Consider the following 18,533-nt stretch of genomic DNA (forward strand, 5'->3'; position numbering starts at 1 on the left):
GGGTGGATATTTATTGTTTATGATTATATATTTTAGTTTGCATTTAGTGTGCAATTTTCAAAAACTTTTGTTACCGGAACTTCTGCATTTACGGAAGCATTTTCAATTTCGATAGAATATGTTTTGTGAATCAGACAGTTTACAGGGTCTTCTGTAGCAATTACTACTGCAAGTCTATGTCCTGGTTCTACAGTATATCTTGTTGCATTCAAATATATATGGTAATTATGGTATTCGCCTTTTTTAAGTTTTATACTATTAGTTGCTGTTTCTGGTTCATAACCTGCTTCCGGATTGCAAAGATCTGCAAAAGCACGGGTAATCACTCGATAATTTTTGTGCACTGTAGAAAATTCCACTTCATTGAAAGCCGGAAGATCTCCGCCGTTTATAATCCCATTTTCTTTTACAGTAACGACAGGTATGATATTTCTTTCAGGATCTACAGTCTGAATGCTATCAAATTTTTCGTCACAAACATCACAGAGAAGAACTGTAATTTCAACATCATCCATTTTTCCGGAAACTGCAGAAGAGCCAAGTTTCATTGTAAGAATATCGGCATCATTTCTGTTTTCAGGATTAAAGTCGTTTTCAGCATCACCATCTTTTAATGCTGCTTTTAAGTTGACACAAACAGTTCCCTGTATAGTCATAGTCTCCTTAAATGGAGCGGTAATATAACGTTTATTCATATTTGTAGATTTTTGAGCCACAACATCGTCAAAGTTTTTTGCACTGATATCCGCTTTTTCCCAGTCTGTATCAATGATAGTTACACCTGTTTCTGCACTTTCAAGTTTCATAGTATGTTCTGTCGTCCAAGAATTCTCTGTTTCCCATTTTTTTTGATTAACATTATTTTGTGCCAAAACAGCAGGCATGTTTTCAGCATTATTGTCTATATCATATAGATAATGAGAAATCCATTCATTCACAATGTCATCATAGAATTTTCCATCGACAAGAATACCATAGTTTTTATTTGGCATAGTAGGCGTAATATGTGGTCCTTGATGAATAATTGCTTTTACTGTCTGTCCGGCTTTTTCGAAAGATTTATGCATCATTTCAAACTGTTTTGTAGAAACATTTTCATCATTTAATCCTTGCACGATTAATGCACTACATTTGATTTTATCTGCATTAAGTCTATAGTTTCCGCTTCCCCAGAAGTCTTTATCATAATCAAAACCACATTTAAGTTGGCGGAGGCTTAATTCATGGTGGAATGCTGCAATATCATCAAGTTGTTTTTCTGTTAAGGTTGTATCGTTATAACGACTTGAACAAAAATATGCAAGGAAACTATTCAACATTTCTTTAGGCCAGTAACGTTGTGCACCTTGTTGATTTTGCTGGCTATACCAGTCAGAGATTCCTGCAACAGGAATGATTGTCTTAAGTCCTTCCACACCTGTTGTTGCTACTGCAAATGGCATAGTTCCGGCATAAGATCTACCTGTCATAGCAACATTACCATTTGACCAGTCAGCCTTAGTTGCGATTGTACCTTCACGATCTGCATAGGCAATACGATCGCCATGTAGCCATTCAACAACAAATTTGAAAGCATCTCTTTCATAATCAGAGCCTACATAATTAAATCCATCAGAACCAAGTGCTCCGAAACCTGCACTTGCAATAACAGCAAAACCACGTACAAGATAGTAGTTGAAATTATCAAGATTTTCATAAACCATACTGTTATTATTGCCTTTGTCCGGATAATACCAGTCAGCAGGGTCAGCCTTTAATGCAAGATCCATAGCGCTGATGTAATCTGTAGGAATACGAGCAGGAACTATTTTGTCAAGATTTGTAAAATCAAATTTTCGATACTCCTTACTTTCGACTTCTTTCATATGAGCATACCCGTCTTCCTGAACGCCTGCACAGTATGGACGTGCTTCAAATAGGGAAGCCGCTTTGTAATTGCCTTCTACAGCACTGCGTGGAACTTGAACGAGAACTTTTACAAGATCTCTTTTTCCGTCTTCGTCCATATCATAATCAGATTCCACATATACACAGTATCTTACAATTGAAGATGTATTTGGATCATATTTTTCTCCTGTTTTACCATCAGTAAAAGGAAAAACAGGTTGTGCCATTCCGTTTTCAAATACCGGCACATTACTATAATTTTTGTTTGTCATAATTGACCTCCTCATTATTAAAATTATAATAAAATATAATTTTTAAATGTATTTTTATTAATATTATAGATACTATTCTGAATAGTGTCAACGCTTGTAAAAATGTGAAATTCTGCTATTTATGTAGAGCGATAGTTACTGAATAGGAAGATAAGAGAAATGGCAGAATATTTTGATACCACTTGTTTCTGCCTATGAGTTATATATTATATCAGTATTTACTATATATTTGATTTATTAAACTAGATGAAATAAGTTATCTTATTTGTTATACTCTGTTTAGCAAAGAATTATAGGGAGGAATATTAACAATGAAAACAATGAATTTGGGAAGGACAAATTTTCGAGTACCGGTTATTGGTTTAGGGTGCATGAGAATTACGGAATTAGGAAATCATCAGAACGTAAGGAAATTGATTGATACAGCGATGGATCAAGGTATAAATTTTTTTGATCACGCAGATATTTATGCCAGTGGAGAAGCGGAGCATATTTTTGGAGAGGCTATGGATACATCACAGAGAGAAAAAATGATTATTCAGACGAAATGTGCAATTCGTCCAGGGATTGCATATGATTTTTCAAAGGATCATATTTTACAATCTGTAGATGAAAGTTTGAAAAGATTAAATACAGAATATTTAGACATTCTTCTTTTGCACCGTCCGGATACTTTGATGGAGCCGGAAGAAGTGGCGGAAGCATTTGATATTTTGGAAACATCAGGAAAAGTTCGTTATTTTGGAGTGAGTAATCAGAATTCTATACAGATGGAATTATTAAATAAATATTGTGGAAATAAGATCACGGTAAATCAGTTGCAGTTTAGCATTGCACATTGTGATATTATTGATTCCGGAATCAATGTAAATGTTCATAATGATGCAGGGACAAATAGAGATGGAGGGGTATTGGAATATAGTCGTTTGAAAGATATTACTATTCAGGCATGGTCGCCATTCCAATATGGAATGTTTGAAGGTGTGTTTTTAAATAATGAGAAATTCCCAGAATTGAATAAGAAACTTGATGAAATAGCTGAGAAATATGGTGTTTCTAATAATGCGATTGCTGTTGCATGGATATTGCGACATCCTGCTCACATTCAAACGATAGTGGGAACTACGAATAAAGAACGCCTTGTACAAATATGCAAGGCGTCAGAAGTAGTGCTTACCAGGGAAGAATGGTACGAATTATATATGGCGGCAGGGAAACAACTTCCGTAATTCTGTTTTAATTTTATTGATTGGTTTTAGTCAACATTTGGAGTGAGATTTTTAAATCTTACTCCTTTTTACATTAAAATAGTTAGTGGTGGTTTTATATCATGATTGCAATCATGTAGGATACTTTTAATATTTTAGAAAGCGGTCAGTTAATAATTTTTTTGAAAATAAATCCGTAATGCCGATTATTTTCCAACGGTATCTTCGACAGTAATTTTACCTTTTGAGTGTAATTCTAAATTTCTGTGATCATAGTAATGCGAGATTACATTAAGTTTAGATTATTTGTCATAATGAGATTCTCCTCCAGTGCGATGCTATATCATATCGTGAAATATTCGATTAGATAAGAATAGAAGACCGATGGTTGATAAACAAATATTAGGAGGTAACCATGAAATACAAGGCTTTAGAGGACTTTGAAAGTTATGAAAAGGTAGGTCAAGATGTTATAAGTTTGTATAAAAATAAAATTCCTGAGAAGCTATTAGATATTTGGGAGGAATATGGTTTTGGAAGTTTTATGGATAATTATATTAAAATTATCGATCCAAATGAATATAATGGATTGTTAAATGATTCATATTTTAGAGGCAAGGACTCTATTCCAGTAATGCTTACAGGATTTGGAGATATAATAACTTGGGAGAAAAATAGATACTTAGGTATTGTTAAATATCGTAAAGGAACATTTGATATTATTGAAGATGGATTTGAATACTTTTTAAATGATATAATGAATCCTGAATATGTAAAAGATTTTCTTGATAATTCACAATATAAAGAAGCTGTAATTGAAAATGGTAAACTTGATTTTGATGAATGTTTTGGATATGTGCCTTTACTACAGTTAGGAGGCAGTGAAAAAGTAGAAAATTTAAAAAAAGTGAAAATAAAAGAGCATCTGGAATTAATCACAAAAATGTTGACAATTAAATAATTGCTATCCCTAAAGTAGTATCACCGAGCAGGAAAGCCATAAAAGGTCTTCCTGCTTTTCTTATGCCTAAATTTGTAAATGGAAAGTCATTTTTAGTCCGCTTCGACTATACTCACGACTTAATGACTTCTTGATATGTTCAAATGAAATGAAATGTTTTTGTAGGCATTCTAAGTGAAATGTCCTGCAATCTAAATTAAAAAAGGAGGATCAAGCTATATGAAAGAGCGTAAATGTTCTTATTCAACACGAATAGGAAAAACAACTTTTATTGTAAATGTGAAACAATCTGAAACTGCCCAAAAGCCTTTGAATACAGTGTTTCAAGAGATTTGTAAGCACGAAGTATTGGAAGATTGTTCGGCGGATAAATCATCAATTTTAGAAAACCATAAAAAATCATCTTGACAAAGTCAATCCCGAAGGAACAGGATATCGTGCAAAGTCCAGATTTGCACGGTTTTATAATATTCCGGAAGCAATGTATCCAGAGAAGATGACCACGGAACAGTTGGCAGAGGCACTGGATGAGATTGCAGAAGCATTTGATCCGTATGAGTACCGGGATAATGTGGAGATCGGAGAAAATACGGTACAGGAAGTAATGCTGGATTTGAGAAGTGGGAGTATTCATTCCTATATTTCGTATCTGAAGGATATCGTAGACGAAGAAAGTGATCAGTCTGTTTGTGCAGGTGTATTGCTGGAAAGATTGAAAGCCTATGAACCGGAGTTTCCAAAAGATTTGGAGCCGATGGTGTATGTGAATTATTGTGAGAAAAGTGAGCTGGGAAATCCAAGATGCCAGAAGTTATCTGATTTGGATTCCAAAACAGTAGAACAGGACAAAGCCTGGTATGCTGATCGTGATCCAAACACCAACGAACCAAAAACGACAGCACAGATGTTTTTTACAGTATATTATGCTGAGAAGGGCGACAAGATGCTGCATCATTTTCAAGGTAAGATAGAGATTGGTACCGGAAACGGCGGTATCATTAGTCAGCTAAAGATGCAGAATGAAATGAAATTGACAGATGAAAGCTGGATTAGCTATCAGCAAGGAAAAGGCAATGAAGAGTACCAGAAGTATATGGAAGATCTGACGGATATGCAGAATCATGTGTTGGCGTATTTGCAGAGCTTTTGCAGTCTGGAAGAAAAAGGTGTGAAGGAACGCCGTGAACAGCAGGTAGCAGAGAAAACTGAGAGCAGAGAAGCTGTGACAAGAGCTGGCGTTGAAGCAAATACAACAGTTAAGGACGCAGGGAAAGCTGAAAGAAAGGCAGTAGCACAGAAAAAGGCAATGCCAGGAAAAGAAAAGAAACCTTCAATCTATAAACGCCTGGAAATCAATAAGAGAATCATCCAGGAAAAACAGGGAAAATATAAGCCGGAGAGAGGAACTGATTTGGGTGTAAGGACAGTGTAGTATAAGCATAATGAGTCGGAGGCCATGGATGATAACGTGGCTTCCGGCTTTTTTGCGTATTGTCGGAAGAATTATAAATGGTATAATGTTTGTAAATGAGATAAAAGAATGTCGCCTGTTATGCGACTTCCAAATGGAAAAAGTGTGTTATTCTGAGATCAAACAAGAGGCTAATAGAGTCAGGAGGATGACGTTATGAGTAAAAAAGGATATAGCAGACCAGGATTATTTGGATCCATAAACCATTATGATGCAAACGGAAAGAAAGTAGGCGAGAGCCGACCGGGATTCTTTGGTGGTATGAACGATTATGATGCAAATGGAAAGAAAATTGGACATAGTTCGCCTTCTTTTTTTGGTGGCATGAATCACTATGATAATAACGGGCACAAAGTAGGTGAGAGTCGTCCAGGATTCTTTGGCGGTTTGAACCATTATGATGATAAAGGGCATAAGAGGGGGCATAGCAATCCAGGATTTTTAGGTGGATTCAATCATTACGATGATTAAGAATTATAAAAGGCGGTACAGATTATGGCAGATCAGAAGCTGATTGATGAGGTAGGGAAATACATAGATAAGTATTATGAGCCGGTAAAAGATGATATCAAAATGGATAAAGAAATGAAATCCATTTTTGATAAAATTACAAAATTTCGGAAAAAGAGAGTTGAAGAAAAGGCTTTGCAGGAAGAGCCTGTAAAAGAAAGCAGTTTGTCAGAAGATATATTACCGGAAGAATTTGATGTTTCAACGATGCAGAAGACAAAAATACAAAAAGGTATGTCTTCTACGATGTCGGTAAACAGAAATATTGATAATTTGATGAATCAGTTGGAGGAAACATTTTCACAGAGATTACTCCGAATGATTGATGAGCGTGGTATGACTGATTCAGAAGCATATACAAAGGCGTATGTGGATCGTCGGCATTTTTCAAAAATCCGGAAAGATATCAATTATGTTCCAAATAAAAAAACGGTACTGGCTTTTACGATTGCTCTGGAATTATCCCTGGATGAAGCAAAGGATTTATTGGCAAGTGCCGGTTTCGCATTATCTAGAAGTTCCAAAACAGATATTATCGTGGCATATTTCTTGCAGAATAAGATTTATGACATGTTTGAAATCAATGATGTGCTGGATGCGTATGGACAGCCAGTGTTTTAACAAAATATTTTAGGTGCAATGTCACCTGACAGGCGACCAACCCAGTTGGTTCTGTAGATAAAATGTGATTAACAACAAATACCAGAGGAGGTAATCACATGAATACAGAATTAACTGAGTTGGTTTTTATTTTGGACAGAAGTGGATCAATGGGTGGTCTGGAAAGTGATACGATTGGCGGATTTAACGGCATGATCGCAAAGCAAAAGGCGCAGGGAAAGAAAGTAAATGTGACCACTATTTTATTTGATGATGAAGTAGATATCATTCATGACAGATTTCCGGTGGAGATCATCGAACCACTTACAGAAAAAGAATACTTTGTGCGTGGCTGTACCGCTTTATTAGATGCAGTTGGAACAGCAATTGAAAAAATGGAAAATGTACAGAAACATCTTCCGGAGGATCACAGGGCAGGAAAAATCATATTTGTTATTACTACAGATGGATTAGAAAATTCCAGTGAGCATTTCACACAGGAGCAGATTAGGAGAAAGATAGAAGCAAAGAAAGAGTGCGGATGGGAGTTTCTGTTTCTGGGTGCCAATATTGATGCAGGAAGAGAGGCTGAGAAGATAGGGATTGCCAGAAACAGATCTATAACATATGAAAATGATTCCAAGGGCGTTGAATTAAATTTTAAAGCTGTAGGAAAAGCAATTTCAAAAGTTGTTGAAAGTGATGCAATGATGGATTTTATGGACGATCATTGGGCAGATGAGATTCAGGCATACAAAGAAGGGAAAAAATAGTGGAAGATGTTAAAAGCGAAAAAATTGAATATCTGTTTCTTGATATAGAGTGGAATCAGGCACCAGGAACATCTGATCTGGATGGGCGGGAGGCAATTCAGATAGGGGTAGTAGTTGCTGATGAACAAATACAAAAAGTAAAAACATTTTCTAAGGCAATCAGATTAAGTGATCCAAAACTATTTAATAAAAAAACAGAAATCCTATCGCATACACCATTAGCAAATATTATGCAAGGCAACGAGGAAAAAGCAGTACTCGAAAAGTTTGTACAATCTTTTCCACAATATTGTCATTTAATAGTGTGGAGCAGAGATGCTTATGATTTATTCCTGAGAGATATGAGAAAATATGGTATCACGATAAAAAGGCACAGAGTAGTGGTTTTACAGGACGTTTTGAGAGTAATTGCAGGAAGTGGTAATGATCAAATTGGATTTGAAAATGCATTGATATGTTCTGGTATTGAGTATGTTCCAAATTATCTTCATTATGCGAAACATGATGCTAATTATCTCTATCAGCTTTTTTATCAATGTTTTCAACAATATAGTGGCATGACAGCTACAGAGAATTGCTATGCAAATGATGCTACGAGGATGTTACATACATAGAATTGTCGATATGTGCAAAGTATGTCGGCAGAAAGAAAAGTGGTAGTTCCTAAAAGTATGATTTTCAGAGGGTATACAGTGTGTAAATGCTGCGGTAAGAAGCAAAACTGGAAACGATTGGAGTGGGAATTTAATAGTATACAAAAAGCAAAAAACAAGAAAAACAGAGAAGATCTAAAACAGCTTCCACCTACGGAAAGTAATATAGAAAAAATCTGCAAATGGTTCCAGTTATCTTATAGTGTCAGTAGTAATGCTGTATTTGTAAGGACAGCCTTTTCAAGATGGATTGTTTATCTGCAGGAAGATAAGGTGAAAGAACTATTTCATGAAAATTACAGAACCAATAAATCTCAATATTTCAAAAAGCAGAAAATGAAATGTACAGAAGGATATCATAAACAAAAGCTGCCATCAGAGAATTTTTTTGAGGTGATCCAGTATATAAAATATCATGACGTAGGGACTGTGAAACGTATGTCAAAGAAAAGCAGACTGGAAAAATTACTGGAAATGGTAGAGATGGAATTGAAAATGAAAAATACGGAGGAAAAAGATTATGGCTATGACAACATGCCCGAATTGCGGCGAACAAATATCGGATAAGGCGAAGAAATGTGTGCATTGTGGAACAGTGTTGGTTCCAGAAGAAAAGAAATGCTGTCCGGACTGCGGAGCAGAACTGGAAGAAGGGATGGATACCTGTCCGAAATGTGGTTGTCCGATAGAAAATATTATTGAGACAGAAAAAACTCCACAGCAGGTAGAAGTCACCGGTGTGAAGATAACAAAAAAATCAAAGAAAATAATTGCGATTGCAACGATAGCAGTTATTGTTGTAGCAATTATCACAGCCCTTGGAGTACAGACACATAAGAAGAATGTCGCAGCAAAGGCAGAAGCTCAGAAGCAGAGTGAGGAATATGGTACCAATCTGAATATGGCAGCGTATTCCATGCTTTCCAGTGCCAGCGATGCAGAAACATGTGGAAATCTGATCAAGCAGGTGTGGTACAACGCTATCTATGAGGAAAGGAACAGTGCGACAGACAAATATACAAGACCAAATGGATACTATGTATCTGATTTTAATGAAGCACTGAAAAACCTCTTTTCAGACAGCAGTTTCAGCAGCCAGATAGCAGATATCAATGACAATAAGGATACCGTGAACTCGCTGATGAAGAAATTAAAGAATCCCCCGGAAGAGTATAAGGATGCATATGAATCATTATCAGAATTGTATGATGCGTATATATCATTGACGAATCTGGCGACAGATCCAACAGGAAGTTTACAGACCTATTCCCAGAACTTTAATGATGCAGATAATGAGACACTTAATTGCTACAATGCGCTGAAAATGTATTTGGAAGAATAGTAGAGAAAGACAGGCGATATACTTCAGAATTTTCAAATATAGTATTCGTAAAGTCGAAGTTTTGATTTGTACTTCTCATTGAAGAAATACATCAGATATGATACAATAATAAAGATTGAAAGTATCAGAACGGACAAGAAAAATATACTTTCTTAAATAAAAGAAAACCATAAGTTGTGTATATGTGTATAAATGAAGAGGTAGAAGAGATGGCAGTATCATACAACGGACTTTGGAAACTATTAATTGATAAAAATATGAAGAAAGTGGATATGATGAACCAGGTGGGAATCAGCAGCAGTACTGTGGCAAAAATGACCAATGGAGAGCTGGTTTCCATGAAGGTTCTGGAAAAGATCTGCGAGAAGTTAGATTGTGATTTCGGAGATATTGTCCATTATGAAAAAGAAAGAAAGGATGGTGGACAATAATGGAATACAGTGCAGGACTTACATCAAAATTATTCTGGCTGCAAGAGTCCAGAAAAACAGCAGGTTATATTCTGGAAGGACTTAGCAAGGTGGATATCCGCAAGATTGCCTGGGAGGAAAATATCTATCAGGTGAAAGCAGAATATCGAGCCTATGAGGTGTTAAATGGAACATACCGAAGGGTATCTGCCTTACCGGAAGCGGTATTACAGGCATTTATCACTTGTGATGTAGAAACCGCAAAGATTCTGAATCTGATTGCAATTTTGATGGACAGCAGATTATTTTTTGAGTTTTTACATGAAGTATACGACGAGAAGATTCGCTTAGGTGAAAAAGAGATCACAGACCGGGATCTGAATGTCTTTTTTGCAGATAAGGCAATGCAGAGTGATGTGGTTGCTGGCTGGACAGATACTGCAGTACGGAAGTTAAAACAGTGCTTTACCAGAATGATGTTTGAGGCAGGATTACTGGAAAGCAGCGCAAAACCAAGAACAATAAAGCCAATTCATATTGATTACCGGACAGAAGAATTACTGACTGCAAATGGGCTTGGAGAATACTTGAAGGCAGTGAAGGGAGGCTAAGGATGGCAAGATTAAGTTTGGAAGAAAGACTGAACCGGATTGAAGATAAGATTTCTGAAAAGTCTTTCCGTGAAAATAAAGGACTTGGAAATGAAGTCGGATATTATGTGTTTGATTACGATCCGAGAACTGAACTGGAAGTGCGCAATCATATCGCATATTTAAAAGACCGAATCAACAATGGAAATAAAGATTTTAAAATCATAGAATTTGACCTGTTTCATACGATGATTCAGGTGTTGGAGGAAGAAGGATATCTGGAAGCCTTCTTTGATCTGGAAAAAGATAATGGCTTTTTTGATATGGCAGACAGTCTGGTAGAGACATTGGGACTGGATGAAACGAACGAACTGAACCTGATTATCTCGAAGATTTTACAGGAAGATCTGACAGACAGCGTAATCTTTTTGACAGGAGTTGGAAAATGCCATCCGATCATTGCAAGCCATAATATTTTGAACAATTTACATCAGGTACTGGACAGTGTACCAGTTGTGATGTTTTATCCTGGAGAATACAGTGGCCAGGATCTGAAATTATTTGGGACCATGGATTCCAGAAATTATTACCGGGCATTCCGGCTTGTGTAAAGACGAAGGAGAAAAGAGTATGCAGATTAAAGAGATGTTTGAAAAACCGATTGACCGTGATATTAAGGGCGTCATCAAAGTAGGTCAGTCTGATGAAGAAAACGTATATCAGGAATTGGACGAATATGTAGTAACAAAAGAATTGTTAAAACATTTCCGTGATTTTTTCGATAACTATGAAAAGGGAATCCATAACAATACAGACAAAATGGGTGTCTGGATCTCCGGTTTCTTTGGAAGTGGTAAATCCCACTTCTTAAAGATTCTGTCCTACCTGCTGAAAAACAGTGTGGTAGAGGGAAAGAGAGCCATCGAATACTTTACGGATGGCAAGAAGATTGAAGATCCGATGCTTATTGCAAAAATGACCAATTCCGGAACCATTTCTTCCGATGTCATGCTCTTTAATATTGATTCCAAAGGTTCAGCAAAAGTTGGATCCGGTAAAGAGGCTATCGTAGAAGTATTTATGAAAGTCTTCAATGAGATGCAGGGATACTGCGGTTCGATTCCATATCTGGCAGAATTTGAACGCCAACTGGACAACGAAGGCAGATTTGAAGAGTTCAAAGAGAAATTTGAAGAGATCGCAGGGGCACCTTGGGAGAAGAAGAGACAGGCTTTTGCAGTTATTCAGGATAAAATCGTAAAAACAATCGTGGCTATGGATTTCATGAGTGAGGAGGCTGCCCGCAATTGGTGTAAGAATGCCAAGGGAAGTTATGACCTCAGTATTGAGAAGTTTGTATCTCTGGTCAAAGAGTACTGTGAGAAAAAAGGACCGAACCATCACGTTATTTTCCTTGTAGATGAGATCGGACAGTACATTGCGGATGATACCCAGTTAATGCTGAATCTGCAGACTATCGTAGAAGATCTGGGAACTGCCTGCAGAGGAAAGGCATGGGTGATCGTTACCAGCCAGGAAGATATTGACTCTATCACAAAGACAAAAGGAAATGACTTCTCCAAGATTCAGGGACGTTTTGATACCAGATTATCCTTGTCTGCATCCAATGTAGATGAAGTCATCCGGAAACGTATCCTGGAGAAAAATGAGATCGCAGAATCTGCATTGAAGCTGTTATATGAGCAGAAAGAATCTATTATAAAGAATTTGATTACGTTCACAGCGGATACTGCAGACAAAAAATTATATACAGATAAGATGGATTTCGCTGACTGTTATCCGTTTATCCCATATCAGTTTAATTTACTTGGACAGGTACTGACAGCGGTGCGTACTCATGGAGCTAGTGGAAAGCACTTATCCGATCAGTCCCGTTCTATGTTGGCACTGTTCCAGGAGTCTGCAATCCGGTTAAAAGACAGCCAGGAAGGTGTACTGGTACCGTTTAGCTACTTCTATGATCCACTGCATAAATTCATTGACCATCAGCACAGCCAGGTCATTACAGATGCAGAGGACAATAGCAGACTGGACGAGTTCGATGTGGAGTTGCTGAAAGTGCTGTTTATGATTAAATACGTCAAAGAGATCAAAGCAAATGTAGATAATCTTACTACGCTGATGATCTCCAATATTGACGATGACCGTATTGAAATTCGTGGAAAAATCGAAGAATCTTTAAAGAAACTGATCCGTGAGACACTGGTACAGAAGAATGGAGAAATCTATATCTTCCTGACCAATGAAGAGCAGGAAATCAATAATGTGATTAATAACGAATCGGTAGAAATGGGAGAGATTATCGGAGAGGCATCTACAGTCATCTTCGAGGAAATCTTTACAGATAAAAAATATCGTTACAGCAGCCGTTATTTATTCCCATTCAACCAGAAAGTAGATGACCGATATTTCAAGGGAAATCAGTCCAATGATATCGGAGTATCGATTATCACACCGTATGGAGAAGATTATCCGGATTCTGCTCTGCGTATGCTTTCTGCACAGGAGCATAGTGTGATTGTAAAATTACCGAACGATAGTACATTCCTGGATGAAATTACAGAATCCATTAAGATCTATAAATTCCTGAATAAAAATGCTTCTGGTGCAAGAGGAAGTTTTGACAGTATTCGCCGTGCAAAAGAAGATGAACGTATGGAAAAGAAAGACCGTATCCGTATCTTTATTGAGGAAGCTTTGAAGTATGCAGATATCTATGTCAATGGAGATAAAGCAAATATCGCACCAAAAGATCCTTCAAGCCGTATCAATGAGGCCCTTGGCAAACTGGTGGCCATGCAGTATAACAAGCTGACCTACATGGAGACCGCGCCGGAGCTTTCTGATATTGCGGCAGCATTTAATGGGAACGATGGACAGTTATCCTTCCTTGGAACCAGTGACACTACACCAAATAAACTGGCCCTGGAAGAAGTGATTCAGGTCATCGGTCTTAACAATGCAAGACATATGAAAACTTCTCTGAAATCCCTGCAGGATAAATTCGGGGCAGCTCCCTATGGATTTGATCCGAAAGACGTACAGTGGTTGGCTGCCATGCTCTTTAAGATGGGAAGAGTATCTTTGACTTATAACAGTCAGAGCTTATCTATGCTGTCCAATACCAAAGAGGAATTGGTAAGATATCTGACAAAGCGTGAGTTTGTGGAGAAACTGCTCATTGATATCAGAGAAAGAGCGACAGACGGACAGATCCGTTCGGTAAAAGAAGTATTGAAAGATTATTTTGGTTATTCCTTATCTAGTGATGATGACGATACCATTATGAAAACCTTCAAAAACAAGGCACAGGATAAACTGGATACCTTCGGGGAAATCATGATTGAATATCGTGTAAATCCGAAGTTGCCATGCAAATCATTAATGGAACAGGCGAAGAAGAATCTGGAAGAACTTCTGGCTATCAAAGAGCCGGTAGAGTTCTTTAAAACAGTAGATAAAAAGCGAGATGATCTGTTAGACGATGCAGATGATACTGCACCGGTATTTGACTTCTTCAAAGGCGGTCAGAAAAAGATCTTTGAAAAAGCACTGGAACAGATCCAGATGTTTGAAAACAGTAAGACCTATGTCCGTGAACAGGAAATTATGGATAATGTTGCCCAGATGGAAGCTATTGTAACAGCGAAAAATCCATTTAGCCAGATTCAGAAACTGCCGGATATGTCTGTGAAATTCGTACAGCAGTATGGAGCCTTACTGGAAAAAGAAGCAGAAGAGATGCGTCCAATTGTAGAAGATGATCTGGAAAAAGTATTACATACACTGGATGAGAAAGAATTCGCCGCTGTATTCAGAGACAAGTTCGTAAATGCTTTTGCAGAACTGAAGCAGAAGCTGGATACATCCCATGAGATTGCATCTGTTAAAAATATCAGACTGGAAAGTGATACTTTGAAGCTTCGCTGTATGGATGAGATTACAGAATATGAAGAAGCACATAGTCCAAAACCGGCACCGCATGTAACCCCGGTGACACCACCGACAGGTGGCGGTAATATAGAACCACCGAAACCGGTAACACCGCCAGTGCAGCCAAAACCAAAGAAACGTAAGAACGTATCCATTAGTAACGTGGCAGGTGCGAGAACCTATTCGATTGAGAATGAACAGGATATTGACAAGTTCCTGGCAGAGATGAAGAAAAAATTATTAAATGAGCTGGATGAAAATACGATTATTACATTAAGTTAATCATTCCGGTAGGAGGAAACAATACATGAACAAGAATGCGATAAAGAAATTTGCCATAGAAGCAAGAAAGAAGTTGATCGATTCGGTTACAGATAAAGCCGGTATGCTAGGCATTACAGAAAAATCCTGTAGTGAAGCAATCACAAAAGGACCAGATTTTGAAGTATATCAGACGGTTGCAGGAACAGAGGTAACACTGAATAAAAGGCAGTGTGAACAGAGAAGACGACTGGTATCACAGATTGAATCCCGTGGATTTGAGGCTGTCGTAGAAGAAGTAGCTTATACCTGGTTCAACCGAATCTGTGCAATCCGTTTTATGGAAGTGAACGACTATCTTCCAAACAGAGTTCGTGTACTTTCCTCTGAAAAAGAAGGAAAGATGGAACCGGATCTCGTGACACAGGCACCAGATGTTGATTTAGACCTGACTGCACAGGAAAAAGAAGAGATCATCAATTGGAAAATGAGCGGTACATCAGAAGATACGGATAAACTGTACTGCAAATTATTCCTGAAACAGTGTCATCAGCTACATGATATCCTGCCGGGACTTTTTGAGGCAGACTCTGATTATATGGAATTGCTGTTTGGTATTTCCTACACCAATAAAGATGATGTCATTTATATGCTAGTGAATCCAGAGACAGGTATTCCAGAAGCTGATTTTAATGTATCTACACTGGATGACGAAGGTAATTCGATAGGACAGGTAGAAATTATCGGATGGTTATATCAATATTATATAAATGATCCGAAGGATGCACTGATAAATGCAAAAAAACAGTATAAGAGTAAAGATGTACCGTTTGTTACGCAGATTTTTACTTCAGACTGGATTGTAAAATATATGGTTCAAAACAGTTTGGGGCGAGCTTGGATAGAAACAACAAATGAAGATCCAGTAGAAATGGGATGGGATTATTATCTTGCCAATGATGATGTTAAGGAAGATAAACGGACTTTTATAAATCCAGAGGATATTAAAATAATAGATCCTTGTATGGGAAGTGGACACATTTTAGTATATGCGTTTGAAGTTTTAATGCAGATATATGAGAAATGTGGTTATGGAAAGAATGAGGCGGCAGAACTGATTTTAACTAATAATTTATATGGATTAGATATATCAAAACGTGCATATCAATTAGCGTATTTTTCAATTATGATGATAGCAAGAAAATACTGCAGAAGAATATTTAAGAAAAAAATCAGTTTAAATATTTGTTGCTTGAATAATATGGAAAGATTAGACGATCATGTTATTCAATTCATAGCAAATGGAAATAATGAATATAGTGATATATTAAGCGAAATATCAGAAATATTCAAGAATCTTGGAGAAATTGGAAGTTTAATTACACCTTTTACAAGAGACTATACAGGGGTACTAGAACGTATCGAAGAGATTGAGCGAGTATATTGTGATGATTTGATTTCGTTTTCTTATCAGAAATATGCAGTTGAAGTTGTGAAAGATTATTTAAAAATTGCTGGGATTTTAATAAATAAATATGACGTGGTAATAACAAACCCTCCATATATAGGAAATAAATTCTTGCCTAAAGAACTAAAAGTATTTATTGAAAATAATTACAAAAAATATAAAAGTGATGTGTTTTCAGCATTTATTGTACGTATAATTGAAATGTGTAAGAAAGATGGAGCAATTGGAATGCTTACACCTTATGTGTGGATGTTTATAAGTACTTATGAAGAAATTAGAAAAAAAATCTTGAGTGAAACAACTATCACATCGCTAGTTCAACTTGAGTATAATGCGTTTGAAGCGGCTTGTGTTCCAGTTTGCACTTTTACACTAAAAAAACAAATTGGAGATAAAGCTTATGGTGAATATGTAAGGTTATCAGAGTTCAAAGGGGCAGACAATCAGTCAATTAAAGTATTAGAAGCGGTGAAAGACTGTAATTGTGGATATAGATTTAAATTTAATCAGGCACAATTTAATACTATGCCGGGGATGCCTATTGCTTATTGGGTTAAAAATGCAATAATAGATTGCTTTAAGGTAGGAAAAAGAGTTGATTCTTTTGCAGAACCTAAACAGGGACTTGCTACAGCAGATAATAATAGATTTTTAAGATTGTGGTTTGAAGTTGATAGAAACAAAATTTGTTTAAAAGCAAGAAATTGTGATGAGGCAAAGAAATCATTGCTTAAATGGTTTCCATATAATAAAGGTGGTGGATTTAAAAAATGGTATGGAAATAATGAATATATAATCAATTGGGAAAACGATGGCATGGAACTCAGAAATTTTAAAGGAAGTGTAATAAGAAGTCCACAATATTATTTTAAAGAAGGAATATCGTGGTGTAAAATTACCAGTAGTAATTTTTCTATGCGATACGTGCCTCATGGTTTTTTGTTTGATGTTGCAGGGTGTACCTTGTTTACGGATCAAGAGCAATTGTTTTATTTGCTTGGATATATGAATTCAAAAGTGAATTCTTATATTTTATCACTAATTAGTCCGACACTTAATTTTGAAGTAGGACATATTGGAAGTTTACCAATTCTTTTTAGCAAGAAATATAAAGATGAGATTGAAATATTAGTAAAACAGAACATAGAATTATGTAAAAAAGATTGGGATTCATATGAGAAGAGTTGGGATTTTGAAAGAAATCCACTAATCGGGGAAAAAGGATTACTATCAGAAATATATGCTGAATATTGCGAAGAAAAAAAATTTGAATTTTTAAAAGTCAAAGAAAATGAGAAAAGAATAAATGAAATATTTGGTGAAATATATAATGTAAATGCAGTTATTTCGGCAGATGTGGAAGATGACGAAATTACTATTAGTAAACCCAATTATATAAATGACATGAAAGCATTGATTTCGTATGCAGTGGGATGTATGCTAGGTCGTTATTCGATTGACAAAAGTGGGCTTGTTTTTGCGGGCGAAAATTGGAATAATCTAGATTCTGAAACTTTTCCTGTGGATGCGGATAATATTATACCCATTTGTGATGAAGAATACTTTGATGATGATATAGTTGGAATGTTTGAAAGATTTATTGCAACTACTTTTGGAGAAGAGAATGTTAAGGAAAACATGTTATTTATTTCCCACGCTTTATCTAAAGAAGACGATTATAAAAAGATTTTCAGACAGTATTTCTTGAATGATTTTTATACGGATCATTGCAATCTGTATACTTCAAGAGGTGCAGGAAAACGACCAATTTACTGGCTTTTTGACAGTGGAAAGCAAAATGGATTTAAAGCACTGATTTACATGCACCGTTATGATGCAGACACTGTTGGTAGAGTAAGAACCGATTACTTACATCGAGCACAGAAATATGTAGAGACAGCTATGCAGAGTGCTCAGTATACCATTGACAATGCATCATCAGTCTCAGAAAAATCAAAGGCAACCAAAGCAGTGACGAAATATACAAAGCAGCTTGCAGAAATGAAGATTTATGATGAAGCTATTGCTCATATTGCCAATAAGAGAATTGAAATTGATCTGGATGATGGCGTGAAAGTAAACTATGAGAAATTCCAGGGAGTGGAAGTTGCCCAGGAGGGAAAGAAAGCTTTAAAAGTGGATCTTCTGGCAAAATTAAAATAGAAAGTGGGAA

The 18,533-nt window shown here is 36.5% G+C and carries 16 protein-coding genes; 15 read left to right on the top strand and 1 reads right to left on the bottom strand.

What is annotated here, in order from left to right; translation table 11 throughout:
• Window positions 1–32 precede the first annotated feature (32 nt).
• Complete coding sequence (locus ACYPXO_RS00350) at window positions 33–2,159, bottom strand: CocE/NonD family hydrolase (RefSeq protein WP_459638768.1); 2,127 nt, start codon at window positions 2,157–2,159, stop codon at window positions 33–35.
• A 311-nt stretch (window positions 2,160–2,470) separates the two neighbouring features.
• Between ACYPXO_RS00350 and ACYPXO_RS00355 the strand changes: the two genes are divergently transcribed.
• The 15 genes from ACYPXO_RS00355 to pglX all read left to right on the top strand — a co-directional run bounded on the left by ACYPXO_RS00355 (window position 2,471) and on the right by pglX (window position 18,523).
• The gene (locus tag ACYPXO_RS00355) at window positions 2,471–3,388 is read left to right on the top strand and encodes an aldo/keto reductase (protein WP_459638769.1); all 918 of its coding nucleotides are present in this window, start codon (window positions 2,471–2,473) and stop codon (window positions 3,386–3,388) included.
• A 394-nt stretch (window positions 3,389–3,782) separates the two neighbouring features.
• On the top strand, window positions 3,783–4,328 hold the full coding sequence (locus ACYPXO_RS00360; RefSeq protein ID WP_459638770.1) for a T6SS immunity protein Tdi1 domain-containing protein: 546 nt from the start codon (window positions 3,783–3,785) through the stop codon (window positions 4,326–4,328).
• A 219-nt stretch (window positions 4,329–4,547) separates the two neighbouring features.
• A complete protein-coding gene (locus ACYPXO_RS00365) occupies window positions 4,548–4,736 on the top strand; it encodes a transposase (protein WP_459638771.1) in 189 nt (62 codons plus the stop codon).
• 73 nt (window positions 4,737–4,809) lie between these two features.
• Window positions 4,810–5,760 carry an LPD25 domain-containing protein gene (locus ACYPXO_RS00370; RefSeq protein ID WP_459638772.1) on the top strand — a complete coding sequence of 317 codons (951 nt, stop codon included), beginning with the start codon at window positions 4,810–4,812 and terminating at the stop codon, window positions 5,758–5,760.
• Between the two features lie 195 nt (window positions 5,761–5,955).
• The gene (locus ACYPXO_RS00375; protein ID WP_342982275.1) at window positions 5,956–6,270 is read left to right on the top strand and encodes a hypothetical protein; all 315 of its coding nucleotides are present in this window, start codon (window positions 5,956–5,958) and stop codon (window positions 6,268–6,270) included.
• Between the two features lie 24 nt (window positions 6,271–6,294).
• Complete coding sequence (locus ACYPXO_RS00380) at window positions 6,295–6,930, top strand: hypothetical protein (protein ID WP_459638773.1); 636 nt, start codon at window positions 6,295–6,297, stop codon at window positions 6,928–6,930.
• Window positions 6,931–7,028: 98 nt separating this feature from the next.
• The gene (locus ACYPXO_RS00385; RefSeq protein ID WP_459638774.1) at window positions 7,029–7,682 is read left to right on the top strand and encodes a vWA domain-containing protein; all 654 of its coding nucleotides are present in this window, start codon (window positions 7,029–7,031) and stop codon (window positions 7,680–7,682) included.
• The gene (locus ACYPXO_RS00390; RefSeq protein WP_459638775.1) at window positions 7,682–8,296 is read left to right on the top strand and encodes a 3'-5' exonuclease family protein; all 615 of its coding nucleotides are present in this window, start codon (window positions 7,682–7,684) and stop codon (window positions 8,294–8,296) included. The genes ACYPXO_RS00385 and ACYPXO_RS00390 overlap by 1 nt, the downstream gene beginning before the upstream one ends.
• Before the next feature lie 21 nt (window positions 8,297–8,317).
• Complete coding sequence (locus ACYPXO_RS00395) at window positions 8,318–8,902, top strand: hypothetical protein (RefSeq protein ID WP_459638776.1); 585 nt, start codon at window positions 8,318–8,320, stop codon at window positions 8,900–8,902.
• Window positions 8,856–9,677: a zinc ribbon domain-containing protein gene (locus tag ACYPXO_RS00400; RefSeq protein ID WP_459638777.1), complete on the top strand. Its 822-nt coding sequence runs from the start codon at window positions 8,856–8,858 to the stop codon at window positions 9,675–9,677. The genes ACYPXO_RS00395 and ACYPXO_RS00400 overlap by 47 nt, the downstream gene beginning before the upstream one ends.
• A 209-nt stretch (window positions 9,678–9,886) precedes the next feature.
• Window positions 9,887–10,108, top strand: a complete 222-nt coding sequence (locus ACYPXO_RS00405; protein ID WP_459638778.1) for a helix-turn-helix domain-containing protein — start codon at window positions 9,887–9,889, stop codon at window positions 10,106–10,108.
• Complete coding sequence (locus tag ACYPXO_RS00410; RefSeq protein WP_459638779.1) at window positions 10,108–10,698, top strand: DUF1819 family protein; 591 nt, start codon at window positions 10,108–10,110, stop codon at window positions 10,696–10,698. Before ACYPXO_RS00405 ends, ACYPXO_RS00410 begins: the two co-directional genes overlap by 1 nt.
• A gap of 2 nt (window positions 10,699–10,700) precedes the next feature.
• Complete coding sequence (locus tag ACYPXO_RS00415; RefSeq protein ID WP_459638780.1) at window positions 10,701–11,288, top strand: DUF1788 domain-containing protein; 588 nt, start codon at window positions 10,701–10,703, stop codon at window positions 11,286–11,288.
• 19 nt (window positions 11,289–11,307) lie between these two features.
• The gene (brxC, locus tag ACYPXO_RS00420) at window positions 11,308–14,913 is read left to right on the top strand and encodes a BREX system P-loop protein BrxC (protein ID WP_459638781.1); all 3,606 of its coding nucleotides are present in this window, start codon (window positions 11,308–11,310) and stop codon (window positions 14,911–14,913) included.
• Window positions 14,914–14,938: 25 nt separating this feature from the next.
• Window positions 14,939–18,523, top strand: a complete 3,585-nt coding sequence (gene pglX / locus ACYPXO_RS00425) for a BREX-1 system adenine-specific DNA-methyltransferase PglX (RefSeq protein ID WP_459638782.1) — start codon at window positions 14,939–14,941, stop codon at window positions 18,521–18,523.
• The last annotated feature ends 10 nt before the right edge of the window (window positions 18,524–18,533 follow it).

The organism is Faecalimonas canis (genome assembly GCF_054601575.1).

What these genes read in the sequence shown, in the direction of transcription:
- ACYPXO_RS00405 (WP_459638778.1), top strand. Translation starts at nt 9,887, where the DNA reads ATGGCAGTATCATACAACGGACTTTGGAAACTATTAATTGATAAAAAT.
- ACYPXO_RS00370 (WP_459638772.1), top strand. Translation starts at nt 4,810, where the DNA reads ATGTATCCAGAGAAGATGACCACGGAACAGTTGGCAGAGGCACTGGAT.
- ACYPXO_RS00410 (WP_459638779.1), top strand. Translation starts at nt 10,108, where the DNA reads ATGGAATACAGTGCAGGACTTACATCAAAATTATTCTGGCTGCAAGAG.
- ACYPXO_RS00360 (WP_459638770.1), top strand. Translation starts at nt 3,783, where the DNA reads ATGAAATACAAGGCTTTAGAGGACTTTGAAAGTTATGAAAAGGTAGGT.
- ACYPXO_RS00355 (WP_459638769.1), top strand. Translation starts at nt 2,471, where the DNA reads ATGAAAACAATGAATTTGGGAAGGACAAATTTTCGAGTACCGGTTATT.
- ACYPXO_RS00365 (WP_459638771.1), top strand. Translation starts at nt 4,548, where the DNA reads ATGAAAGAGCGTAAATGTTCTTATTCAACACGAATAGGAAAAACAACT.
- ACYPXO_RS00380 (WP_459638773.1), top strand. Translation starts at nt 6,295, where the DNA reads ATGGCAGATCAGAAGCTGATTGATGAGGTAGGGAAATACATAGATAAG.
- ACYPXO_RS00395 (WP_459638776.1), top strand. Translation starts at nt 8,318, where the DNA reads ATGTCGGCAGAAAGAAAAGTGGTAGTTCCTAAAAGTATGATTTTCAGA.
- ACYPXO_RS00350 (WP_459638768.1), bottom strand. Translation starts at nt 2,159, where the DNA reads ATGACAAACAAAAATTATAGTAATGTGCCGGTATTTGAAAACGGAATG.
- brxC (WP_459638781.1), top strand. Translation starts at nt 11,308, where the DNA reads ATGCAGATTAAAGAGATGTTTGAAAAACCGATTGACCGTGATATTAAG.
- pglX (WP_459638782.1), top strand. Translation starts at nt 14,939, where the DNA reads ATGAACAAGAATGCGATAAAGAAATTTGCCATAGAAGCAAGAAAGAAG.
- ACYPXO_RS00375 (WP_342982275.1), top strand. Translation starts at nt 5,956, where the DNA reads ATGAGTAAAAAAGGATATAGCAGACCAGGATTATTTGGATCCATAAAC.
- ACYPXO_RS00400 (WP_459638777.1), top strand. Translation starts at nt 8,856, where the DNA reads ATGGCTATGACAACATGCCCGAATTGCGGCGAACAAATATCGGATAAG.
- ACYPXO_RS00415 (WP_459638780.1), top strand. Translation starts at nt 10,701, where the DNA reads ATGGCAAGATTAAGTTTGGAAGAAAGACTGAACCGGATTGAAGATAAG.
- ACYPXO_RS00385 (WP_459638774.1), top strand. Translation starts at nt 7,029, where the DNA reads ATGAATACAGAATTAACTGAGTTGGTTTTTATTTTGGACAGAAGTGGA.